Annotated in this window: 17 protein-coding genes; 10 read left to right on the forward strand and 7 right to left on the reverse strand. The window is 70.6% G+C overall.

The window, feature by feature from the left end:
* Positions 1–124: 124 nt before the first annotated feature.
* The 5 genes from serS (at position 125) to YU1_RS0121355 (ending at position 8511) form a co-directional block, all read left to right on the forward strand.
* The gene (gene serS, locus YU1_RS0121335; RefSeq protein WP_029005815.1) at positions 125–1594 is read left to right on the forward strand and encodes a serine--tRNA ligase; all 1470 of its coding nucleotides are present in this window, start codon (positions 125–127) and stop codon (positions 1592–1594) included.
* Between the two features lie 361 nt (positions 1595–1955).
* Positions 1956–2723: a 5'/3'-nucleotidase SurE gene (surE, locus tag YU1_RS0121340; protein ID WP_029005816.1), complete on the forward strand. Its 768-nt coding sequence runs from the start codon at positions 1956–1958 to the stop codon at positions 2721–2723.
* A 166-nt stretch (positions 2724–2889) separates the two neighbouring features.
* The gene (locus YU1_RS0121345) at positions 2890–3201 is read left to right on the forward strand and encodes an FAD assembly factor SdhE (protein ID WP_029005817.1); all 312 of its coding nucleotides are present in this window, start codon (positions 2890–2892) and stop codon (positions 3199–3201) included.
* A gap of 123 nt (positions 3202–3324) precedes the next feature.
* Positions 3325–6840: a transcription-repair coupling factor gene (gene mfd, locus YU1_RS0121350; protein ID WP_029005818.1), complete on the forward strand. Its 3516-nt coding sequence runs from the start codon at positions 3325–3327 to the stop codon at positions 6838–6840.
* A gap of 207 nt (positions 6841–7047) precedes the next feature.
* Positions 7048–8511 carry an EAL domain-containing protein gene (locus YU1_RS0121355; RefSeq protein ID WP_029005819.1) on the forward strand — a complete coding sequence of 488 codons (1464 nt, stop codon included), beginning with the start codon at positions 7048–7050 and terminating at the stop codon, positions 8509–8511.
* Between the two features lie 18 nt (positions 8512–8529).
* Here the strand turns inward: YU1_RS0121355 and YU1_RS0121360 are convergent, their stop codons facing one another.
* Positions 8530–10407, reverse strand: a complete 1878-nt coding sequence (locus YU1_RS0121360; RefSeq protein WP_084540021.1) for an extracellular solute-binding protein — start codon at positions 10405–10407, stop codon at positions 8530–8532.
* Between the two features lie 262 nt (positions 10408–10669).
* Between YU1_RS0121360 and YU1_RS0121365 the strand changes: the two genes are divergently transcribed.
* Positions 10670–11455, forward strand: a complete 786-nt coding sequence (locus YU1_RS0121365) for an invasion associated locus B family protein (RefSeq protein WP_029005821.1) — start codon at positions 10670–10672, stop codon at positions 11453–11455.
* 139 nt (positions 11456–11594) lie between these two features.
* Here the strand turns inward: YU1_RS0121365 and YU1_RS0121370 are convergent, their stop codons facing one another.
* The 3 genes from YU1_RS0121370 to YU1_RS0121380 form a co-directional block, all read right to left on the reverse strand.
* On the reverse strand, positions 11595–13679 hold the full coding sequence (locus YU1_RS0121370; protein WP_029005822.1) for a methyl-accepting chemotaxis protein: 2085 nt from the start codon (positions 13677–13679) through the stop codon (positions 11595–11597).
* A 122-nt stretch (positions 13680–13801) separates the two neighbouring features.
* Entirely contained in the window at positions 13802–14125 is a 324-nt protein-coding gene (gene hspQ, locus YU1_RS0121375) for a heat shock protein HspQ (RefSeq protein WP_029005823.1), read from the reverse strand.
* A gap of 228 nt (positions 14126–14353) precedes the next feature.
* Positions 14354–15394 (reverse strand): HpcH/HpaI aldolase/citrate lyase family protein, encoded by a 1041-nt coding sequence (locus tag YU1_RS0121380; RefSeq protein ID WP_029005824.1) that lies wholly within the window; start codon positions 15392–15394, stop codon positions 14354–14356.
* A 196-nt stretch (positions 15395–15590) separates the two neighbouring features.
* Here YU1_RS0121380 and YU1_RS30565 point away from each other — a divergent pair, with 196 nt between their 5' ends.
* Both YU1_RS30565 and YU1_RS0121390 read left to right on the forward strand, forming a co-directional pair.
* Positions 15591–16373 carry a gamma-glutamylcyclotransferase family protein gene (locus tag YU1_RS30565; RefSeq protein WP_245263400.1) on the forward strand — a complete coding sequence of 261 codons (783 nt, stop codon included), beginning with the start codon at positions 15591–15593 and terminating at the stop codon, positions 16371–16373.
* A 113-nt stretch (positions 16374–16486) separates the two neighbouring features.
* Entirely contained in the window at positions 16487–17446 is a 960-nt protein-coding gene (locus YU1_RS0121390) for an AEC family transporter (protein WP_029005825.1), read from the forward strand.
* Positions 17447–17556: 110 nt separating this feature from the next.
* Here YU1_RS0121390 and YU1_RS34095 read toward each other — a convergent pair whose 3' ends face one another.
* A complete protein-coding gene (locus tag YU1_RS34095; protein WP_210163767.1) occupies positions 17557–17862 on the reverse strand; it encodes a hypothetical protein in 306 nt (101 codons plus the stop codon).
* A 352-nt stretch (positions 17863–18214) separates the two neighbouring features.
* On the opposite strand from YU1_RS34095, the gene parC reads away from it, so the two are divergent.
* Both parC and YU1_RS0121405 read left to right on the forward strand, forming a co-directional pair.
* Positions 18215–20452 (forward strand): DNA topoisomerase IV subunit A, encoded by a 2238-nt coding sequence (gene parC, locus YU1_RS0121400; RefSeq protein ID WP_029005827.1) that lies wholly within the window; start codon positions 18215–18217, stop codon positions 20450–20452.
* Between the two features lie 4 nt (positions 20453–20456).
* Positions 20457–22226 (forward strand): chloride channel protein, encoded by a 1770-nt coding sequence (locus YU1_RS0121405; RefSeq protein WP_051357132.1) that lies wholly within the window; start codon positions 20457–20459, stop codon positions 22224–22226.
* A gap of 10 nt (positions 22227–22236) precedes the next feature.
* On the opposite strand, the gene YU1_RS0121410 is transcribed toward YU1_RS0121405, so the two are convergent.
* Positions 22237–22518, reverse strand: coding sequence for a type II toxin-antitoxin system RelE/ParE family toxin (locus YU1_RS0121410; protein ID WP_029005829.1), 282 nt, complete (start codon positions 22516–22518; stop codon positions 22237–22239).
* A complete protein-coding gene (locus YU1_RS0121415; protein WP_029005830.1) occupies positions 22515–22808 on the reverse strand; it encodes a hypothetical protein in 294 nt (97 codons plus the stop codon). Before YU1_RS0121415 ends, YU1_RS0121410 begins: the two co-directional genes overlap by 4 nt.
* Positions 22809–22830: the final 22 nt, after the last annotated feature.

The raw sequence follows: 22830 nt of genomic DNA on the forward strand, positions 1-22830 counted from the left end.
GTCCCGGCCATCCACGGGACCGGGTGCCGCCAGGCGGGCGGAGCGGCGTGGATGCTCGGCACGAGGCCGGGCGTGACGGCGGGCAAGGCGGCCAGTCCATCCGGTCTGCGGCGGAGCCGGTTTCATGCATGACATCAAGTGGATTCGCGACGAGCCCGAGGCTCTGGTGCGCGCGCTCGTCCGCCGCCAGGTGGCGGAAGCCGAGGCCTTGGCCCTGCGCGACAGGATCCTCGCCCTCGACACCGCCCGCCGCGAGACGCTGACCAAGCTGGAGGGCCTGCTGGCCCGCCGCAATGCCGCCTCCAAGGAGATCGGCCAGGCCAAGGCGGCCAAGGACGAGCCCCGCGCCGCCGCCCTCATGGCGGAAGTAGCGAAGCTGAAGGAGGACGTGCCGGCGCTGGAGCAGGCGGCCAAGGCCACCGAGGCGGAGCTCAACGCCATCCTCGCCGCCGTCCCCAACGTGCCGCTCGACACCGTGCCCGAGGGCAAGGATGAGCACGACAATGTGGAATTGAAGACCTGGGGCGCCAAGCGGACCTACGCCTTCACCCCGAAGCAGCATTTCGAGCTGGGCGAGGGGCTCGGCCTGATGGATTTCGAGACCGCCGCCAAGCTGTCCGGCGCGCGGTTCGTGGTCAACAAGGGGCCGCTGGCCCGGCTGGAGCGGGCGCTCGGCCAGTTCTTCCTCGACGTCCACACCGGCGAGCACGGCTATACGGAAGTGAACCCGCCGCTGCTGGTGCGCGACGAGGCCATGTTCGGCACGGCGCAATTGCCGAAGTTCCGCGACGATCAGTTCAGCGCCCAGCGGCTGCTGTCCGACGAGGAGCGGCACGCCATCTTCAAGCAGGTGGTGGCCGAGGACGCCGAGCATGTGGCCCGCGACGGCGTGCCGAGCCACTATCTGGTGACACGCGACGGCCTGTACGGGCTGAACGAGCAGGGTCTCGCCCGCTTCGACGAGCTGGCGAGCGCCCTGGGCGCGCTCTGGCTCATCCCCACCGCCGAAGTGCCGCTCACCAACCTCGTGCGCGAGAGCATCCTCGCTGAAGCCGAACTGCCGCTGCGCCTCACCGCCTGCACGCCCTGCTTCCGCGCCGAGGCGGGCTCGGCCGGGCGCGACACCCGCGGCATGATCCGCCAGCACCAGTTCACCAAGGTGGAGCTGGTCTCCATCACCACGCCGGAACAGTCGCAGGAGGAGCATCACCGCATGCTCGCCAGCGCCGAGGCGGTGCTGCAGAAGCTGGACCTGCATTATCGCGTGATGACGCTGTGCACCGGCGACATGGGCTTCGCCTCGCAGAAGACCTTCGACATCGAGGTCTGGCTGCCGGGCCAGAACGCCTATCGCGAGATTTCCTCCTGCTCGGTGTGCGGCGACTTCCAGGCCCGCCGCATGGATGCCCGCTACCGCCCGGCGGAAGGAAAAGGCCCGCGCTTCGTCCACACGCTCAACGGCTCCGGCGTCGCCGTCGGCCGCGCCTTGGTGGCGGTGCTGGAAAACTACCAGCAGGAAGACGGCTCCATCGTCGTCCCCGACGTGCTGCGGCCCTACATGGGCGGCGTGAGCGTGATCGAAAAGGCGAAGTGAGGCCGGGCGCCGGCGCGCGGCGCCTGGCTTTGCGTCGCCCTTGCCGCCCGCGTGACAGGTCCCCTCTCCCGCTTGCGGGGGAGGGATAGGGTGGGGGCCGAAGCGCAGCTTCGGAAACGCTTGTTCCATCCGCACGGCCGCTGCGGTCCCGGAGCGCGCACCCACCCCGCGACCTGTTCCGCGCTGACGCGCGGCCCCCTCCCAACCCTCCCCCGTAAGCGGGAGAGGGCTTTTCCGCCGCTCCGGCGGTCTGACCGTCTGCCCGCGCCCCTACGACCTTCGTTGCAGTCTCCCCCGCCAGATTGTAAGCACCCCCTGCGCCTCCGCTGCGGCCGGGGCGGTGGTCGGACGGAGGGGTCCCATGCGTATCCTGGTCACCAATGACGACGGCATCCATGCCCCGGGCCTGGAGGCCTGCGCCCGCATCGCCGCCGCTCTGTCCGACGACGTGTGGGTGGTGGCCCCCGAGGCCGACCAGTCCGGCGTCGCCCATTCGCTCTCGCTCAACGATCCGCTGCGGCTGCGCAAGGTGGACGACCGGCGCTTCGCGGTGAAGGGCACGCCCACCGATTGCGTGATCATGGCGGTGCGGCACCTGCTGATCGACAATCCGCCCGACCTCGTGCTGTCCGGCGTCAACCGCGGGCAGAACATCGCTGAGGACGTGAGCTATTCCGGCACCGTGGCGGGGGCCATCGAGGGCACCATCCTCGGCATTCCCTCCATCGCCCTGTCCCAGGCGTTCGGCCCCAAGAGCCGGGACAATCCGTCCTATGTCACCGCCGAGGCGCACGGGCCGAAGGTGATCCGCACGCTGCTGGAGGAAGGCATCCCGGCCGGCATCCTGATCAATGTGAACTTTCCCGACCGCGCGCCGGGCGAGGTGGCCGGCATCGCCGTGGCCGCCCAGGGCAAGCGCGACCAGAAGCTCATGCGCATCGATCCGCGCAAGGACGGGCGGGGCCACGACTATTTCTGGATCGCCTTCGAGCGGCGGGCGAGCGAGACCGCGCCGGGCTCCGATCTGCGGGCGCTGGACGAGGGCCGCATCGCGGTGACGCCGCTGCGCGTCGACCAGACCGACGAGCCGCTGATGACCCGCCTCGCCCAGGTGTTCGAGGCCATCTGACCGGCCCGCGTGGCGGCGCGGCCGACAGGCCATGCTTTCGCCGCCGGCGCTTTGCTTCTATAAGCGCGCCCGACGGACGGGCCTCGCGGCCCGGCCGCATTCGCGTTTGCCGCGCGCCGTCCTCGGCCGCGCGTCGGCGCCTGTCGCGCTGGAGAGGAGACCGCCCATGTCGGGAACCGTGAAGTCGAGCGCCGGGCTGGACGTGCGCCGCCGGCGCATCCTGTTCCGCGCCTGGCACCGGGGCACGCGGGAGATGGACCTGATCATGGGCCGCTTCGCGGATGCTGAGATCGAGGGCCTGAGCGAAGCGGAGATCGACGTGTTCGAGCACCTGCTGGAGGTGGAGGACCCGGACCTGTTCGCCTGGGTCAGCGGCTCGCTGCCGGTGCCGGCCGCGCTCGACACCCCCTTCTTCCGCAAGATCCAGGCCTGGCATCTGGCCGGCGGCTCCATGCCGGACGCCAACGCGCCGCTCTGACCGCGCCCGCCCGATCCCGCCGGGGACCCGCTGCGCCGCCGGCGCCGGCGCCGGCGTCCGTCCCGGCCCTCCGTTCCCGCCCGCGCCCGGCCGAGGCGCGCGGCCTTTCGATGGAATGTCCCCGTGAAGCGTCCCCGCTCCGTCGCCGAAGACCTCGCCCCGGGCCGTCCCCTGACCCTCGCCCGCGTGCCCGAGGGCATGGAGGGGCTGGTGGTGGCCGATCTCGCCCGCAGCGCCGCCGCCGCCAAGGATGCGCCGTGGCCTTCGCTGGCGGTCATCTGCCGCGACGGCCGGCGCCTGGCGGCGTTGGAGCGCGGGCTCGCCTTCTTCGCCCCGGAGCTGGAGGTCTACAGCTTCCCCTCCTGGGACTGCCTGCCCTATGACCGCGCCTCGCCCAACGCCGCCATCACCGCGCGGCGCATGGCGACGCTGGCCCGCCTCGCCCGGGTGAAGGGCGGGGGGCCGAGCGTGCTGCTGACCACGGTGAACGCCACCGTGCAGCGCGTGCCGTCCAAGGCGCTGCTGGCGGCGCAGTCGCTCTCCGCCGCGCCGGGCAACGCCATCGCTTTGGAGGGCGTGGTGGAATGGGCCGAGCGCAACGGCTACCTGCGCACACCCACCGTGCGCGACACCGGCGAATATGCGGTGCGCGGCGGCCTCATCGACCTTTATCCGCCGGGCCTCGACGCGCCCATTCGCCTGGATTTCTTCGGCGACACGCTGGAGACCATCCGCGCCTTCGATCCGGAGACGCAGCGCTCATCCGGCACGCTGCGCGCGCTCGACCTCGTGCCCATGGCCGAGTTCCAGCTGACCACCGACACCATGCGGCGCTTCCGCATGGCCTATCTGGCGGAATTCGGCGCCGCCACGAAGGGCGACACGCTCTATGAGGCGGTGAGCGAAGGCCGCCGGCATGCGGGCATGGAGCACTGGCTGCCGCTGTTCCACGAGGGGCTGGACACGCTGTTCGATTATATCGAGCGCACGCCGCTGGCCATCGAGGCGCAGGCCGAGGACGTGGCCGCCGAGCGCATCACCCAGATCGGCGACTATTACGCCGCCCGCAGGGAGGCGCTCGCCTCCGGCGCGCCGGGCGCGGTCTATAAGCCGCTGCCGCCGGACCGGCTCTATCTCACCGAGAGCGAATGGCGCGGGCATCTGGCCGCCAGCCGGGTGGCGCGCATCACCCCCTTCCTGGTGCCGGAGAGCGGGGCCGGAAAGGTGGTGGACATCGGCGGCGTCGAGGGCCGCTCGTTCGCCGCCGAGCGGGCCGACCCCGACGCCAACGTGTTCGACGCCGCCATCGCCCATGTGCGCGAGCTGCAAGGGCAGGGGCGCAAGGTGATCCTGGCCGGCTGGAGCGAGGGCTCGCGCGAGCGGCTCGCCACGGTGCTGGCCGACCACGGGCTGAAGGATCTGGCGCCGATCTCCAGGTTCGCCAGCATCGAGGCCATGCCGCGCACCAAGGCGACGCTGGCCATCTATGGGGTGGAGCGCGGCTTCGAGACGCCGGACTTCGCCGTCATCGGCGAGCAGGACATCCTCGGCGACCGCCTGGTGCGGCCCAAGCGCAAGGCGCGCCGGCCGCAGGACGTGATCTCCGAACTGACCTCGCTGACCGCCGGCGACCTCGTGGTGCATGTGGACCACGGCATCGGCCGCTTCGTCGGCCTCAAGGCCATCGAGGCCATGGGCGCGCCGCACGACTGCCTGGAGCTGCACTATGCCGGCGGCGACAAGCTGTTCCTGCCGGTGGAGAACCTGGAGCTGCTGACGCGCTACGGCTCGGAGGACACCGAGGCGCAGCTGGACAAGCTGGGCGGCGGCGGCTGGCAGACGCGCAAGGCGCGGATGAAGAAGCGCATCCGCGAGATGGCCGGCGAACTGATCAAGATCGCCGCCGCGCGCCACCTGTCCGAGGCGCCGCGCCTGGTGCCCGCCGCCGGGCTCTATGACGAGTTCCGCGCCCGCTTCCCCTACGAGGAGACCGACGACCAGGAGGCCGCCATCGACGCGGTGCTGGACGATCTCGGCTCCGGCCACCCGATGGACCGTCTGGTGTGCGGCGACGTCGGCTTCGGCAAGACCGAGGTGGCGTTGCGCGCCGCCTTCGCGGTGGCGCTGTCCGGCAAGCAGGTGGCGGTGGTGGTGCCCACCACGCTGCTCGCCCGCCAGCATTTCCGCACCTTCTCCGAGCGCTTCAAGGGCCTGCCGGTGAACGTGGCGCAGGCCTCGCGCATGGTCACCGGCAAGGACCTGACGGCGGTGAAGAAGGGCCTTGCCGACGGCACGGTGGACATCGTGGTGGGCACCCACGCGCTGCTGGGCAAGGCGATCCAGTTCCGCGACCTCGGCCTCGTCATCGTCGACGAGGAGCAGCATTTCGGCGTCGCCCACAAGGAGCGCCTCAAGGCGCTGCGGGCGGCGGTGCACGTGCTCACTTTGACCGCCACCCCGATCCCGCGCACGCTGCAACTGGCCATGACCGGGGTGCGTGAGCTGTCGCTCATCGCCACCCCGCCGGTGGACCGCCTGGCGGTGCGCACCTTCGTCACCCCGTTCGATCCCTTGATCGTGCGCGAGGCGCTGCTGCGCGAGCGCTATCGCGGCGGGCAGAGCTTCTACGTGGTGCCGCGCATCGAGGATCTCGCCGAGGTGCGCGAGTTCCTGGAGAAGCAGGTGCCGGAGGTGAAGGTGGCGGTGGCGCACGGCCAGATGGCCGCCACCACGCTCGAAGACATCATGACCGCCTTCTACGACGGGCAGTACGACGTGCTGCTGTCCACCACCATCGTCGAGAGCGGGCTCGACGTGCCCAACGCCAACACGCTGATCGTCCACCGGGCGGACATGTTCGGCCTGTCGCAGCTCTACCAGCTGCGCGGCCGCGTCGGGCGGGCCAAGGCGCGCGCCTACGCCATCTTCTCGGTGCCGGCGACCAAGCCGGTGACGCCTCAGGCTGAGCGGCGGCTCAAGGTGCTCCAGTCGCTGGAGACGCTGGGCGCCGGCTTCCAGCTGGCCAGCCACGACCTCGACATCCGCGGCGCCGGCAACCTGCTCGGCGACGAGCAGTCCGGCCACATCAAGGAGGTGGGCTACGAGCTCTACCAGGAGATGCTGGAGGAGGCGATCGCCCACCTGAAGGCCGGCATCACCGACTATGTGGACGACAAGTGGTCGCCCAACATCACCATCGGCATGCCGGTGCTGATCCCGGAGGCGTATGTCACCGACCTGCATGTGCGCCTGGCGCTCTACCGGCGGCTGGCGGACATCACCGAGGATGCGGAGCTGGATTCGTTCGGCGCCGAGCTGGTGGACCGCTTCGGCCCCGCCCCGGACGAGGTGACGCACCTGCTGCGCCTGTCGCAGATCAAGACCCTGGCCCGCAAGGCCAATGTGGAGAAGGTGGACGCCGGGCCGAAGGGCGTGGTGCTGGCGTTCCGCGAGAACCAGTTCGCCGACCCGGCAGGCCTGGTGCAGATGATCAATGCGGAGGGCCCGCAGGCCAAGGTGCGGCCGGACTTCAAGGTGGTGTTCCTGAAGGACTGGCCCACCGCCGAGGCGCGGCTGAAGGGCACCTTGCAGGTGCTGCGCAAGCTCGCCGGGCTGGTGGAGAAGCGCAAGGTCTCGTAATTCCGCCCCGGCTTGCGCCGGAGGTATTTAAGTGGTTTATTCGTTTATTCCGTTTTGGTGGCGTTCTTTGCAAGAATTGATGATCCTTACCGATCGTCAATGCGATGAAGCTGCAGGTTGCAGCGTCAGGAGTATGCCGGGACGCGTGTATTAGTCATAGGCCCGACCATCACGCGTGGGGTGGCGGCGGCATAGCGAGCACCGTCGATGATGAAGTGGGGGGACGATACGTCCGGGCGGATCGCCGTCGCCTATGTTCTTGTGCTGGCCTGCCTGTTCGGGCTGTATCTCGCCTTCGACCTGCAGCGCTCGCGGCGCGATTCCCTTCAGCGGATCGAGACCCATGCCACCGCCGCCCTGCGCTGGGCCGAGAAGGGCATGGACGCCATGTCGGTGGCCATGGGGCAGGCGGCCGAGGCCGGGGCGGGGGCCTGCAAGGGCGGCTCGGTGGCGCCGCAGGTGCTCGCCCGGCTGCTCAACGTGCCGGTCGGCGGCATCACCATCAGTTCCGGCGACCGGCCGCTGTGCGAATGGGCGGCGGGGGAGATCGCCGGCACGGCGGTGTGCGGCGGCGACAGCGGCCCGGCCATGCTGATCACCCGTACGCAGGGCAACGTCTCGGCGGAGGCCCGCATCTATCCCGCCTGCATGCTGGCGCCGTTCTCGCTGGCCATCGAGGACATCCAGCTCCGGCTGATGGACCTGAAGCCGCGCGAGCCCGCCGCCGGCCCGGCGCCGATCGTCGTCATCCGCTCGGCGCACTGGCCGATCAAGGTGGAGGTGACGGCGCAGGAGAGCTGGCTGTTCCGCCGCTGGGTGGCCGACCTGCCGCTCCAGGTGGCGCTGTTCGCGGTCGCGGCCCTGGTGCTGTGGTTCGGCCCGCTCGCCATGCTGCGCCGCCGCCTGTCGGTGGAGGGGCAGGTGCGCGCGGCGCTGCGCCGGGGCGAGTTCTTCCTCACCTATCTGCCCACGGTGGAGATCAATACCGGCGACTGGCTGGGGGTGGAGGCGCTGATGCGCTGGCGCCACGGCCGCCACGGCCTGCTCCAGCCGGCGGCCTTCATTCCCTGGATCGAGCGCAGCCCGCTGATCCACGAGACCACCAGCTGGGTGCTGCACCAGGCGGCCGATGACCTGGCGCGCATGAACGAGCTGCACGGCGAACTGTACGTGGGCATCAACCTGCCGCCGACCCAGCTCGGCGACGAGCGGGTGGTGGATGCGGCGCTCGCCGCCTTCGGCGACGACCGGCTCAGCCTGTGCCGGGTGATGTTCGAGCTGACCGAGCGCGAGGCGGGCGATTATGCCTCGCCGGTGGTGCAGCGGGTGGTGGCGCGGCTGCGCGAGCGCGGCGCGCAGTTCGCGCTGGACGATTTCGGCATCGGCTTCTCCAACCTCTCCTCGCTGCACGTGCTCGACGTGGATTTCATCAAGGTGGACAAGACCTTCATCCAGGAGCTGGAGCGTCGCGGCAGCGAGCCCAACGTGGTGGACAGCATCGTGCTGCTGGCGCGGGAGTTCGGCGTCGGCATCATCGCCGAGGGCATCGAGACCGAGCGCCAGCTCGACCGCATCCGCCGCATCGGCATCCGCATGGCGCAGGGCTTCCTGTTCTTCCGGCCGATGGAGCTGGAGGCGACGCTCGCCCAGTTGCGGCTGCGCGCCCAATAGGGCCCGGCCTCCACCGGCCTACGGCACCCGCCACCAGGTCTCCGGCAGGGTGCCGTAGAGCGAGGGCCGCGCGGGATGGGCGATGCGCGTCCAGCGCGCCAGCCACTGGCCGGGAGCATGGAACAGCGGCACGCCGTAGGCGCCGGAAATGAGCGCCCGGTCAAGGGCGCGCGCCGCCGCCGTCACGTCGGCCTTGGTATAAGCGGATGTCAGCGCCGCGATGGCGGCGTCGATGGCGGGCGACTTGGCGCCCATGTAGTTGCGCGTGCCCGGCATGTCGGCGGCGGCGGAGCCGAAATAGAATGCCTGCTCATTGCCCGGCGAGAGCGACTGGCTCCAGGTGAAGGGCACCATGTCGAACTCATAGGCGTTGCGGCGGGCGTCGAACTGCACCGCGTCCACCACCCGCACGTTCACCGTCACCCCGGCGCGCTGCATCTGCGAGGCGAAGCCCAGCGCCAGGCGCTCCTGCTCGCGGCTGGTCACCATAAGCTCGAACGCGAACGGCGCTCCGCTGCCCACCTGCCGCAGCTTGCCGGCCTTCAGCTCCCAACCGGCCTGCGCGAACAAAGCGAGGGCGGCCTTCAGCCGCGCGCGGTCGCGGCCGGAGCCGTCGGCCACCGGCGGGGCATAGGTGCCGGCCAGCACGTCCGCCCGCAGCGCCTCGCCATGGGGCGCCAGGATCGCCATCTCGGCGGCGTCGGCCTTGCGGCCGAGGCTGGAGAGCTCCGAGCCGTCGAAGAAGCCGGCGGTGCGGCCATAGAGATTGTAGTAGAAGTTGCGGTCGAGCCACTCGAAGTCGAACAGCTCGATGAGCGCGCGGCGCACCCGCACGTCGGCGAAGATCGCCCGCCGCGTGTTGAACACCAGGGCATAATGCGGCCGGGGCAGGCCGGTGGGGATGGTCTCCTTCACCACCAGCCCCGCGCGCACGGCGGGAAAGTCGTAGCCGGTCTGCCAGCGCCCCGGATCGGTCTCGAACCGGGCATCCACCAGCCCGCGCTTGAACGCCTCGAACTCGGTGTTGGCGTCGCGGAAATAAGTGAAGCGCAGCTCATCGAAATTGAACAGGCCGCGCGTCACCGGCAGGTCGCGGGCCCAATAGTCGGGGTTGCGGACGAGGGTGATCTCGGCGCCGGCATCCACCTTGGCCACGCGGTAGGGTCCCGAGCCGATGGGCGGGGCGAGGCTGGTCTGGTCGAAGCTCTCCGCGTCCACCGCGTGGCGGGGGAGGACGGGCATCAGGCCCATGATGAGCGGCAGCTCGCGATCCGGCTCGGTGAAGGTGAAGCGCACGCGGCTGCCGTGCGCCGTCGCGGTGGCCACCTTCGTGTAATAAAGTCGCATGTTCGGCCGCCCCTTGTCGCGCAGCAGGCCGAAGGAGAACAGCACGTCGTCGGCGGTCACCGGCGCGCCGTCGGAGAAGCGGGCGCGGGGGTCGATGTCGAATTCCACGAAGCTGCGGGCGTCGTCGGTGGTCACCGTCCGGGCCAGCAGGCCGTACAGCGTGAACGGCTCGTCATAGCCGCGCACCATCAGGCTCTCGATCACGTAGCCGCGCGTGACCGGCGCCGCCGAGCCCCTCACCACCAGGGGATTGAGGCTGTCGAAGGTGCCGAGGACGGAGAGCGTGAGGCGCCCGCCCTTGGGCGCGTCCGGGTTCACATAGCCGAAATGGCTGAAGCCCGGGGCGGCCAGCGGCCGGCCGTGCATGGCGAGCGCGGCGTCCTGCGCGCCGGCGCCGGACGGCGCCAGCAGCACCGCCGCGATGAGGGCGAGGAGGCCGGACACGAGGCCGTGGCGGGACCGGCGGGGAGGCCTGCCGGACGGGAAGGGGCGGCGCGGCAGCGCGGGGCCATGCGGAAACGCATTGCTGGATCCGGTGGTTTCTGCCATTCAGCCGCTCGCACCTTTTCTGTCACGCTGTCTCGGCTCGGCCGCATTCGTGGGCAAGGTAGCACGTCACACACGATCGGCGTGTGCGGCGCGCGACGGCGGCCACGGTCTTGCCTCAATTGACACCGAACAGAGCGGCGTTACGAGAGGTGGACTCGCCGCCACCGCGTGAGTCTTGCGCGTGGCGACAGGCCGCGTGCGGCGACGAACATTGCTTGGCGACAGACATTGCTTGGCGACAGGCATCACAGGGAAGACGGGAATGACAAAAGCCACCACTCTGCGTCGCGCGAGCGCACTCGCCGCCGCCGCGATCACGCTCGGTGCCGCTGGCGGGGCCTTCGCCCAGACCGCGACCCCCGCGAAGCCCGCGCAGGCCAAGCCCGCCCAGGCGCAGCCCGCCGCTCCCGCGCAGCAGCCCGCCCAGGCGCAGCAGCAAGGCGCCCCTCAGTCCGTCGCCGTGCCCGGCATCAACACGCCGTGGACCAAGGTGTGCGGCACCGACCAGGGCACCAAGAAAGAAATCTGCATGACCACGCAGGATTTCACGGCGGAAACCGGCCAGCCTTTGGCCTCCGCCGCGATCCGCGAGGTGAAGGACGATCCGAACAAGAAGTTCATCGTCTCCGTGCCGGTGGGCATGCTGCTCCAGCCCGGCACCCGCGTCATCATCGACCAGCAGCCGCCGCTGTCGCTGAAGTACGAGATCTGCTTCCCCAACGGCTGCTTCGCCGGCATGGACGTGAATGCCGAATTCGTGACCAAGCTGAAGAAGGCGCAGAACATCACCGTCCAGGCGCTGCAGATGGGCGGCCGGACGCTGAACTTCATCCTGCCCGCGAAGGACTTCGCCAAGGCCTATGACGGCCCGCCGTCCGACCCGAACGTGGTCGCCGCCGAGCGCCAGAAGCTGGCCGAGGAACTCCAGAAGCGCGCGCAGAAGATGATGGAGGAGCGCGGCGGCGCCCAGCCCGGCGCGACGCCCGCCGCCGGCGCGCCCGCCACCCCGGCGGCTCCCGCCGCCCCGGCCGCTCCGGCCAAGCCCTGATCCTTCTGTCCTGATCCTCCGGCCCGCGCAGGCGCGCCGGGGGGCGCCAGAAAACGAAACGGCCCGCCGATCCGGCGGGCCGTTTTGCGTTCAGGGGGCGTGTTTCGGGAAGCGGGCCGGGCGTGCGCCCGGCGCCGCGTCAGGCGCTGCGGATGCGGGCGACGAAGGCGTCGGTCGCTACGCGCAGCTCGCCGGAGGTGCGCGACAACTCGGTGGAGGCGCCCAGCACCTGGTTGGCGGCAGTGCCGGTCTCGGCCGCCGTCTGGTTGACCTGGAGCATGTTGTCGTTGGCGTCGCGGGTGCCTTCCGAGGCGCGGGCGATGGAGCCGGCGATCTCGGAGGTCGCCGCCTGCTGCTCGCCGACCGCCGCGGCGATGCTGCCCGAAATCTCGTTCATGCGGCCGATGGTGCTGGCGATGCCGGTGATGGCGGAGACCGCGCCGTCGGTGGCCCGCTGCACGGCGGAGATCTGGGTGTCGATCTCGGCGGTGGCCTTGGCGGTCTGGTCGGCGAGGTTCTTCACCTCGGTGGCCACCACGGCGAAGCCCTTGCCGGCCTCGCCCGCGCGCGCCGCCTCGATGGTGGCGTTCAGCGCCAGCAGGTTGGTCTGGCCGGCGATGTCGGTGATCAGGCGCAGGATGTCGCCGATCTTGCGGGCGGCGTCGGACATGGCGGTCACCTTGGCGGCGGCGTCATTGGCCTCGTCCACCGCCACCCCGGCGATGCGCGCGGATTCCTTCACCTGGCTGCCGATCTCGTTGACCGAAGCGGACAGTTCCTCGGCCGCGGCGGCCACCGCGCCCACCATGTCGCTGGCCAGATGCGAGGCCTGCGAGGCGAGGGAGGAGCGGTCGGAGGTCTGGTCGGCCATGACCGACATGCCGCGGGCGGAGGCCTGGAGCTCTTCGGAGGTGGCCGACACCGCGCCGGCGATCTTGCCGACCACGCTGTCCAGCTCGTCCGCGACCTCCTGGAACGCCCTGCGGCGGTCTTCCTCGGCCTGGATGCGGATGGTGACCTGCTCCTCCTGGAGGCGGACCATCTCCAGGCTGTTGCCGCGCAGGATCTCGACGGCGCGGCTGATCTCGCCCACCTCGTCCTTGCGGCCGGCGCCGGGCACGTCCACGTCGAGCACGCCGTTGGCGATCTGCTCGATGCCCCGCGTCAGGCCCTGGATCGGCTGGATGAGGCGGCGGGTGATGAACAAGGTGAAGCCGCCGACGATGGCGAGGATGAACACCACCACCGCGCCGGCGATGAAGAAGCCGGTGCGGGCGGCGGCGATATTGGCCTCCGACTGGGCATTCGCGGCGGTGAAGGCGGCATCGCGCGGGGCCAGCGCCGCCAGCAGCGCCTGGCTAATCTGGCCGCGCCATTCCGCCACCGTGAAGGGCGGCGGCGTCTCGCCCTTGGCGGCGGCGAGCACCTTGCGGGTGATCTCGTTGCCGGTGCCCATGAAGCGGCTCTTGGCAGCTTCCATGGCGGCGGAGATGCCGGGGACGTCGGAGAGGTCGTTGCCGGCGTGGGAGAGCACCGCCCAATAGGCCGCCACCTGGCCGTCGAGCTGGAAGAACTGCTCGGCCTGGGCCGGGGTGAACGGCGTGCCGGAGCCCAGATAGGTGGTCAGCATGGTGGAGCGCCGCCCGCCGGCGTCGCGCAGGGTGGCGGAGATGCGGGCGAAGGAGGCGAGGCGGCCGATGGAGGTGTCCTGGTCGCCGGCCTTCAGCTCCAGCGTGGCGGAGATGCGGGCCATGGCCTGGAGCAGGTCCTGCGCCTTGGGCACGTAAGCGGAGACGAAGGCGGTGTCGCGGCCGGAGCGGGGCTTGCGCCCCTCGGCCCAGGCGGCCTCGCGCAGCTGCTGGATGGCGGCGGCGGTCTTGGCGATGGGGCCGTCCACGGCGGCGCGGTCGGCGGCATCGAGTTCGGCGGCATAGGTCTGCGCCGCCTTCAGCGCCTCATCGGTGCGCGCGCTGTTGGCCTTGGCGGTGTCGGTGAGGGCGGCCGTGACCGGCTCTTCGGCCAGCAGCATCTGGTTGAAGTCGCCGCGCTCGATGGAATAGCGCTCGCTGGCATGCGCGAGGTTCGCGAACACCTGCATCAGCTCCTGCGCGTCCATGGCCGACTGCCACTGCCGCCATTCCTTGACCGCGAACACGGCGCCGGCGGCCAGGGAGACGGCGCCGAGGGTCGAGATACACAGCAGGATCATGCCGCGAATGCGCATCCTGTCCTCCGAAGATGGAAAATCCAGGATCGCAATGTGAATGGGCAAGCTTGCGCCGGGCTGGGACGCTGCCGCACCAAGGTACGGCTTTGACGTCGCGTCCGCCGGGCGTGGCGGGGCGCTCAGTTCAGGAGGTCGCGCCGCACCCGCCAGCCGCCGGTGCCATCCTCCGCCAGCGCCTCGGCGACGCGGGGATGGCGCACCGGCTCCTCGGAGGTGTCCGCCTCCAGATTCTGCTCGGAGACGTAGGCGACGTACTCATTCTCCGCATTCTCGGCCAGCAGGTGGTAGAAGGGCTGGTCCTTGCGCGGGCGGATCTCCTCGGGGATGGACTGGTACCATTCCTCGGTGTTGTCGAACACGGGATCGACGTCGAACACCACGCCGCGGAACGGGAAGTGGCGGTGGCGCACCACCTCGCCGATGCGGAACTTGGCGGTGCGCATGCGGCTCTCGGCGTGCGGGGCCTCCTGCGGCAGGGCGCGGGCCGCGGCCAAGTTGCGGGCGGTCGCCCGGGCCTTCGCACCCGGCTCGCCAGCCCGCGCCTGCTCCTTGACGGTCCTCGCCATCCGCTGATTCCCTTTTGTCGTCTTGTGCGCGTCACATATCGCAACGGGCCGCTGTTCACCACCCATTTACCATGCCGGGCCGCCGGAGGGGACCCGGCATGGCGCTCACAGGCCGTAGACGGCGGCCATGTCCGCATCCTTGGCGGCGACGATGCGGGCGAGATCGACGATGACCTTGGCCTGCTTCCAGGTGGCGTCGTCCTGCATCTTGCCGTCGATCATCACCGCGCCGGCGCCGTCCGGCATGGCTTGGAGGATCTTCAGCGCGAAGGCGACCTCGCCCGGATCGGGGCTGAACACGCGCTTGGCGATGTCGATCTGTGTCGGGTGCAGCGACCATGCGCCCACGCAGCCTTGCAGGAAGGCGTTGCGGAACTGGCTCTCGCAGGCCGCCAGATCGGCGAAATCGCCGAACGGGCCATAGAACGGCTTGATGCCGGCGGAGGCGCAGGCGTCCACCATCTTGCCGACGGTGTAGTGCCAGAGGTCCTGCTGGTAGCCGGCGCGCGGATTGTCGCCGTCCGGGTCCGCCAGCACCTTGTATTCGGGATGGCCGCCGCCGACGCGGGTGGTCTTCATGGCGCGCGAGGCGGCCAGATCCGCCGGGCCGAGGCTCATGCCGTGCATGCGGGGCGAGGCGGCGGCGATGGCCTCTACATTCTTCACGCCCTCGGCGGTCTCCAGGATGGCGTGGATGAGGATCGGCTTCTCCACCTTGTGCCGGGCCTCCAGCTGGGCCAGCAACTGGTCGAGATAATGGATGTCCCAGGGGCCATCCACCTTGGGCAGCATGATGACGTCCAGCTTGTCGCCCACCGCGCCGACGATCTGCGTGATATCGTCCAGCGCCCAGGGGCTGTTCAGCGCGTTGATGCGGGTCCACAGGCCGGTGGTGCCGAAGTCCACCGCCTTGGCCATTTCGATGAAGCCGGCGCGCGCGGCCTCCTTGGCGTCAATCGGGATGGCGTCTTCCAGGTTGCCCAGCACCACGTCCACCTGGCGGGCGAGGTCCGGCACCTTGGCGCGCAGCTTCTCCAGGTGCGGCGGCACGAAATGGATCATGCGCTCCAGCCGCACCGGCAGGTCGCGGTACGGGGCCGGCGCGCCGATGGCCAGCGGCTTGAAGAAGTTGCGCGGCAGCTTCATGAGGTCCCCCCTTTGTTGTGGAGGCAGAATGGACAGCCGGCGGGGCAGGGGCAAGAGCAAGCTTGCGGTGCAAGCTTGCCGTGCAGCATGGCCCTGCGGCAGTGCAGCGCGGCCAGCCCGCTCCCGCGCCTGCTCGTGACTTGACCTCTCACGCCCGCGCCCTAACGTCCGCCGCTCCATGGCGGGAGGATCACGCGTGCTGTCACGGCGCAACCTGATGGCGGGACTGGCCGGAGCCGGGCTCGCGATGGCGGCGGGCGGGCGTCCGGCGCGCGCGCGGATGGATGTGTCCGGCCTGCCGGGCGATTTCCTGATCGGCTACGGCAGCCTGATCGACGCCGACTCGCGCGCCGGCACGGCGGGCGCGCGGCTGGAGGCGGTGCCGGTGCGGGTGTCGGCGGATTTCGGCTACCGCCGGGTGTGGAACCTCCTCGCCGGCAGCGGCTTCACCGCGCTCGGGCTGGAGCGCGGCGGCGGCGAGGCGCCGGCGGAGACCATCAACGGCGTGATGTTCGCCGTGGACGGGCCGACGCTGGCCCGGTTCGACCGCCGCGAGGCGGGCTATGACCGGGTGGCGGTGCCGGCGGCGCTGGTCCGGTCGCTGTCCTGGCTGCGCCTGCCGGACACCGGCACCGCCTGGATTTACGTGCCCAAGCCCGGCGCGCGCTCCGCCGTGCCGGATGCCGGCCATCCCATCGTGCAGTCCTATGTGGATCTCGTGCTGTCCGGCGCCCTGGCCTATGGCGAGCCGTTCGCCCGCGAGGTGGTGGAGACCACCTTCGGCTGGGACACCTTCTGGCTCAACGACCGCCCCTTCGCCCGCCGGCCCTGGACCGCCAATCCCGCCGCCGGGACCATCGACCGCCTGCTGGCCGGCACCCCGCCGGCCGCCGCCGCCTTCCCCAAAAGGCTGCTCAGCGAGGAGTATGCCGCGCGCCATCTGATGCCGGCGCGGGCGGCGGAGCCGGCCCGGCCCTGAGCCCTACCGCAGCGCACCGCGCATAGGTTCGCGCGCCGCCTTGCGTCCCGCGCGTCTTGCGGGGCGCCAGCGAACATCGTCTGTTCGCGGCTTGCCTCATTCGCGCTGGTGCCATGACGGACCTGTTCGGCCTCGCCTTCCCCTTCTTCGGCCTGATCTTCCTCGGCTTCGCCTGCGGGCGCTTCGTGCGCCTGCCGGAGGAGGGGCTGGCGTGGCTGTCCTTCTTCATCATCTACGTGGCGCTGCCGGCGCTGTTCTACCGCATCGTGGCGCAGACCCCGTTCGCGGAACTGGCCAACGGCGGCTTCATCCTGGCGGCGGTGGTCTCCACCGCCACCACGGCGGCGCTGGCGCTGGCCATCGCGCTCTGGTTCCGGCGCGGCAACCTCGCCGAATCCGCCATCGCCCTGAACGTGGGCGCCTATGCCAATGTGGGCTACATGGGCCCCGGCCTGTCGCTGGCGGCGCTGGGGGCGGAGGCGGCGACCCCGGCGGCGCTGATCTTCGCCTGCGACAGCCTGCTGTTCTTCACCCTGGTGCCGCTGCTGATCGCCGTGCACGGGCGCGGCGGCCATATCGGGGCGACGCTGCTGACGGTGGTGAAGCGCGTGGTCACCCATCCGTTCAACATCGCCACCTTCCTCGGCGTGCTGGCGGCGGCATCCGGCTTCCACGCGCCCGGCGCCGTGGAGCGGATGCTGGATTTCCTGAAGAATGCGGCGGCCCCCTGCGCCCTGTTCACGCTCGGCGTCACCGTGGCGCTGCGGCCGCTGAAACGGGTGCCGCCCGAATTGCCGGCGCTGCTGGGGCTGAAGCTGGTGGTCCATCCGGCCATCGCGCTGGTGGTGTTCAGCGCCTTCGGGCCGTTCGCGGACCATTGGATGGAGACGGCGGTGCTGATGGCGTCCCTGCCGCCGGCGCTCAACTGCTTCGTGCTGGCGCGGCAGTACCGCGTCTATATGGAGCAGGCCTCGGCGGGCGTGCTGGTGGGCACGGTGCTGTCGGTGGCCACCGTCACCGGGCTTTTGTACCTGATCCAGCAGAAACTGCTGCCGCTGCACCTGCTGCATTGAGCGGCAAGGCGGCGTTGCGCCCTCCGCCCCGGCCCTCTCCCGCGGGCGGGAGAGGGCTTCGCGTCGCGCCGGCGCCAACCGGCGTTCAGGGAATGAAACGTGCTCCCGGCTCAGTAATAGCCGGGGCCGCCGCGATAGCCCCAGCCGTAGGACGGGCGCGGGGGCGGGGGGGCGCCGTAGAAGCCGGCGCCGCCGTAGGGGCCGGGGCGGCCATAGCCGGGGCCGCCGCCCCAGCCGCGATCCACCCAGACCTGGCGGCAGCGCTCGACCATATATTGCTGGCCGTAGCGCCAGCGGGGCACGGTGCGGCACACCGTCCGCCAGCCCACGGTCTCCACCGGGACGCCAAGCTCCGTCCGGCCAGCGGGCGATTCGTCGTCCGCCTGCGCCATCCCGCCAGCATTCGCGAGCGGCATCGCAGTGGCGCCGGTTGAAATGGCGGAAAGGCCAAGAATTGCTGCGCCGCACACACCAAGAAGAACCCGTTTCATGAGACCTTCTCCTTCAGAACTCTTTGTGCCTATTTGCACTGTGCTCTAAGGATAAGGACCAGATTGTCTCCATTATGTTCCCCAGCGGCGCCCGAGGTTAATTAATCCGCATCTTTATGGTATTCCGATGCTTCTGGTCTAAACAGGTGTTCATGTACCTAAACGGCCGGGGCCTCGCCGTTCATCCTTGGGTCAGGGGCAAGGCCGGGCGGCGACAAAGCTGTGCAGCGGCCTTCCGCGCCTTGTCTGGCGCCGGCGGGCGCGCTACTCGGAAGCCATGGCCACGAAAACCCTGCCCCCCGGCGAAGGCTCCATCGAGCCGGTCGAACTGAAAGCGGCGCTCGAGGAGCGCTATCTGGCCTATGCCCTGTCCACCATCATGCATCGGGCGCTGCCGGATGCGCGCGACGGGCTGAAGCCGGTGCACCGCCGCATCCTGCACGCCATGCGGCAGCTCAAGCTCGATCCGGGGCAGGGCTTCAAGAAGTGCGCCCGCGTCGTCGGCGACGTGATCGGCAAGTTCCACCCGCACGGCGACCAGGCGGTCTATGACGCTCTGGTGCGCCTCGCCCAGGAGTTCGCCCAGCGCTACCCGCTGGTGGACGGGCAGGGCAATTTCGGCAATGTGGACGGCGATAACGCCGCCGCCATGCGCTACACCGAGGCCCGCCTCACCGAGACCGCCCGCCTGCTGCTGGACGGCATCGACGACGACGCGGTGGACTTCCGCCCCACCTATGACGGCTCGGAAGAAGAGCCGGTGGTGCTGCCCGCCGCCTTCCCGAACCTGCTCGCCAACGGCTCGCAGGGCATCGCGGTGGGCATGGCCACCTCGATCCCGCCGCACAATGCGGCCGAACTCTTGGACGCGGCGCTGCACCTTTTGGAGCACCCCAACGCGCCGGCGTTCGACCTGCTGCAATTCGTCCCCGGCCCGGACTTCCCCACCGGCGGCATCCTGGTGGAGGACCCCGTCGGCGTGGCGGAGGCCTATGCCACCGGGCGCGGCGCCTTCCGCGTGCGGGCGCGCTGGGAGAAAGAGGAGACCGGGCGCGGCACTTATGTGGTGGTGGTCACCGAGATCCCCTACGGCGTGCCGAAGTCGCGGCTGGTGGAGAAGATCGCCGAGCTGCTGACCGACAAGAAGCTGCCGCTGCTGGCCGACGTGCGCGACGAGAGCGCCGAGGACATCCGCCTGGTGCTGGAGCCGCGCACCGGCAAGGTGGACCCCGAGGTGCTGATGGAGAGCCTGTTCAAGCTCACCGAGCTTGAGGCCCGCGTCTCGCTGAACATGAACGTGCTGGTGCGCGGGCAGGTGCCCAAGGTGCTGTCGCTGGCCGACGCGCTGCGCGAGTGGCTGGACCACCGCCGCGACGTGCTGCTGCGCCGCTCGCGCCATCGCCTGGGCGAGATCGCCCACCGGCTGGAGGTGCTGGGCGGCTATCTCATCGCCTATCTCAACCTCGACGAGGTGATCCGCATCATCCGCGAGGAGGACGAGCCGAAGGCCGAATTGATGCGGACCTTCGAGCTGACCGACCTCCAGGCCGAATCCATCCTCAACATGCGCCTGCGCTCGTTGCGCCGCCTGGAGGAGATGGAGCTGCGCAAGGAGCACGACAAGCTGAGCAAGGAGCAGGACCAGCTCAACAAGCTGGTGGCCTCCGAAGGCGCGCAGTGGAAGGCCATCGGCAAGGAGATCCGCGAGACCCGCAAGGTCTACGGCCCGGAGACCGAGCTCGGCCGCCGCCGCACCTCCTTCGCGCCGCTGCCGCAGCTGCGCGAGGATGCCTTCACCGAGGCGCTGGTGGAGCGCGAGCCGGTGACCGTCGTGGTCTCCGCCAAGGGCTGGATCCGCGCGCTGAAGGGCCATGTGCCGGACGTCACCGGCGTGCCGTTCAAGGGCGACGACACCCTCGCCCACGCCTTCTTCGCCGAGACCACCTCCAAGATCATGGTGCTGGCCTCCAACGGGCGCTTCTTCACCCTGGAGGCGAGCAAGCTGCCGGGCGGGCGCGGCCATGGCGAGCCCATGCGGCTGATGTTCGAACTGGAGCAGGAGGCGGAGATCGTCTGCGTCTTCGCCCACCGGCCCGGCCACAAGCTGGTCGTCGCCTCCCGCGAGGGGCGCGGCTTCGTGGTGGCCGAGGACGACTGCCTCGCCACCACGCGCAAGGGCAAACAGGTGCTGGGCGTCGATCCGCCCGACGCCGCCGTGCTGGCGGTGCCGGCGGATGGCGACACGGTGGCGGTGATCGGCGACAACCGCAAATTGCTGCTGTTCCCGCTCAACCAGGTGCCGGAAATGACGCGCGGGCGCGGCGTGCGCCTCCAGCGCTACAAGGAGGGCGGGCTCTCCGACCTCAAGGTGTTCACCCGCGACGAGGGCCTGACCTGGGAGGACAGTTCCGGCCGCACCTGGACCGTGACTGAGCTGCTGGACTGGCAGGGCGAGCGCGCCTCCTCCGGCCGCCTGCCGCCCAAGGGCTTCCCGCGCAACAACAAGTTCGCCTGAGGCCATGACGGCGGCCGGCGAAGCCTCGGTGCCGGACGTCGCCGCGGCGCCCGGCCTGCTGTCCCGCCTGAGGACCCTGGCGCGGGCGCGCGAGGTGTCGCTGGTGGTGCTGGCGGCGCTGGTCGGCCTTGCCGCCGGCGTCGGCGTCACCGCCATCAGCCGGGGCGCGGAACTGCTGCACCTGCTGCTCTACGGCGCCGCGCGCATCAGCTCCATCCCGGTGCTCAAGCCCTCGCTGCTGCTGTGGCCGGCGGTGGGCGGGCTGATCATGGGCGCCGTCATGCTGGCGCTGAAGCGCTGGCGGCCGCACGCCATCGTCGATCCGATCGAGGCCAATGCGCTGCACGGCGGGCGCATGTCGCTCACCGACAGCCTCATTCTCTCCGCCCAGACCCTGCTGGCCAACGGCTTCGGCGCCTCGGTGGGCATGGAGGCGGGCTATACCCAGACCGGCTCGGGCCTCGCCTCCAAGCTCGGCCAGGCCCTGCGCCTGCGCCGCACCGACCTGCGCGTGCTGGTGGGCTGCGGCGCGGCGGGCGGCATCGCGGCGGCGTTCCAGGCCCCGCTCACCGGCGCCTTCTACGGCTTCGAGCTGATCATCGGCGTCTATGCCATCCCCGCCGCCGCGCCGGTGATGACGGCGGCCATCGTCGCCTATCTCACCGCCGGCCAGTTGGGCGCGGTGTCCTCGCCCATCATCGTGCCGCCCACCGGGGAACTGCTGCCCTCCGCCTTCCTGCCGTTCCTGCTGCTGGGGCTGATCGCCGGCGGCGTGTCCGTCGGCATCATGCGGCTCGTCACCCTGGTGGAGCGGGGCTTTTCGGCGAGCGGCCTGCCGGCCTATGTGCGCCCGGCCGCGGGCGGGCTGGGTGTCGGCGCCCTGGCCTATGTCTCGCCGCAGGTGCTGGCGAGCGGGGAGGGGGCGCTGCACATCCAGGTGGGCACCGGCGTCACCAGCGCGGTGGCCCTCGTGTTCGCGCTGAAGGTCTGCGCCTCGGCGCTGTCGCTGGGCGCGGGGTTCCGCGGCGGGCTGTTCTTCTCCTCGCTGTTCATGGGCTCGCTGCTGGGCAAGTTGTTCGCCGGCGGGGCGGCGCTGCTGGCCCCCGGCCTTGTGCTCGACCCGGTGATCGCCGCCGTGGTGGGCATGAGCGCGCTGGCGGTGGGGGTGGTGGGCGGCCCGTTCACCATGACCTTCCTGACCCTGGAGATCACCGGCGACCTGCATATCGCCGCTCTGGTGCTGACCGCCTCCATCGGCTGCTCGCTGCTGGTGCGCGAGACCTTCGGCTATTCCTTCTCCACCTGGCGCCTGCACCTGCGCGGCGAGACCATCCGCAGCGCGCTGGACATCGGCTGGCTGCGCGCGCTCACGGTGGAGCGGATGATGCGCACCGACGTCGCCGCCTTCGGCCCCGACGCCGACCTGAAGACCTTCCGCGCCGCCTTTCCGCTCGGCGCGGTCAAGCAGGTGGTGCTGCGCGACGAGGAGGGCCGCTACGCCGGTCTGGTCTCGGTGGCGGAGGCGCATGCGGCGCTCTACGGCCCGGAGGAGCGGGTGCGCACGCTGGCCCGCCATCTCGACACGGTGCTGCTGCCGGAGATGAACGTGAAGCAGGCCGCCGCCCTGTTCGACCGCACCCAGAGCGAGGAACTGGCGGTGGTGGACGCCCCCGACGACCGCCGCGTGGTGGGCCTGCTGGGCGAGGCCTTCGTGCTGCGCCGCTATGCGGAGGAGCTGGACAAGGCCCGCCGCAGCGTCGCCGGCGACGGCTGAGGCGGGGGTTTTACGCGCCGGGCGGCCATTGGCGGGCGGTGTGCACCAGCGCCAGCACCCAGACGGTACCCTCCTTCACTTCATAGACGAGGCGATAGCTCTCGTGCGGCAGCAATTCGCGGGTTCCGGCGATCCGGCCGGCGGGGCCCAGCAAGGGAAATTCCGCCAGCCGGGCCGCGGCCGCGCTGAACAGGCGGTCCATGCGCAGCGCCGCGGAGGGAGCGTCGGCGGCGATATGATCGAAGATCGCGGCGCGATCCTGCTGCGCGGCTGCTGTCCAGCGGACGCTCACCTCTCGGAGGCGCCGTCATCGCGCGCCAGCGCCGCGCGGCGGGCGGCGAACGCGGCTTCCACCTCATCGTCCGCGGCGCCGAGGTCGGCCCGCATCTGCTCGCGTGCCGTCTCCACCTTCCGGGCCAGGAAGGCGTCATAGGCGCGGGCCTCCCGGCGCTGGCGCACATAGTCCCGCATCATCTCCCGCACCACCTGGGAGGCCGGCCGATGGTCCGCCTCGGCCTCGGCCATGAAGGCGTCACGCAATTCCGGTTCGAGCTTCATGGTGAAGACGGCGGCCTTGGGCATGGATCGGTCCCATAGCGTAAGG

The sequence above is a fragment of the Azorhizobium doebereinerae UFLA1-100 genome (assembly GCF_000473085.1).
Lineage (GTDB): Bacteria > Pseudomonadota > Alphaproteobacteria > Rhizobiales > Xanthobacteraceae > Azorhizobium > Azorhizobium doebereinerae.

Coding starts and splice junctions, on each gene's coding strand:
- YU1_RS0121390 (WP_029005825.1), top strand. CDS start 16,487: ATGACGGACCTGTTCGGCCTCGCCTTCCCCTTCTTCGGCCTGATCTTC.
- parC (WP_029005827.1), top strand. CDS start 18,215: ATGGCCACGAAAACCCTGCCCCCCGGCGAAGGCTCCATCGAGCCGGTC.
- YU1_RS34095 (WP_210163767.1), bottom strand. CDS start 17,862: ATGCCGCTCGCGAATGCTGGCGGGATGGCGCAGGCGGACGACGAATCG.
- serS (WP_029005815.1), top strand. CDS start 125: ATGCATGACATCAAGTGGATTCGCGACGAGCCCGAGGCTCTGGTGCGC.
- YU1_RS0121380 (WP_029005824.1), bottom strand. CDS start 15,394: ATGAAGCTGCCGCGCAACTTCTTCAAGCCGCTGGCCATCGGCGCGCCG.
- YU1_RS0121415 (WP_029005830.1), bottom strand. CDS start 22,808: ATGCCCAAGGCCGCCGTCTTCACCATGAAGCTCGAACCGGAATTGCGT.
- surE (WP_029005816.1), top strand. CDS start 1,956: ATGCGTATCCTGGTCACCAATGACGACGGCATCCATGCCCCGGGCCTG.
- YU1_RS0121370 (WP_029005822.1), bottom strand. CDS start 13,679: ATGCGCATTCGCGGCATGATCCTGCTGTGTATCTCGACCCTCGGCGCC.
- YU1_RS0121360 (WP_084540021.1), bottom strand. CDS start 10,407: ATGGCAGAAACCACCGGATCCAGCAATGCGTTTCCGCATGGCCCCGCG.
- YU1_RS0121345 (WP_029005817.1), top strand. CDS start 2,890: ATGTCGGGAACCGTGAAGTCGAGCGCCGGGCTGGACGTGCGCCGCCGG.
- YU1_RS0121405 (WP_051357132.1), top strand. CDS start 20,457: ATGACGGCGGCCGGCGAAGCCTCGGTGCCGGACGTCGCCGCGGCGCCC.
- YU1_RS0121365 (WP_029005821.1), top strand. CDS start 10,670: ATGACAAAAGCCACCACTCTGCGTCGCGCGAGCGCACTCGCCGCCGCC.
- YU1_RS0121355 (WP_029005819.1), top strand. CDS start 7,048: ATGATGAAGTGGGGGGACGATACGTCCGGGCGGATCGCCGTCGCCTAT.
- hspQ (WP_029005823.1), bottom strand. CDS start 14,125: ATGCGCACCGCCAAGTTCCGCATCGGCGAGGTGGTGCGCCACCGCCAC.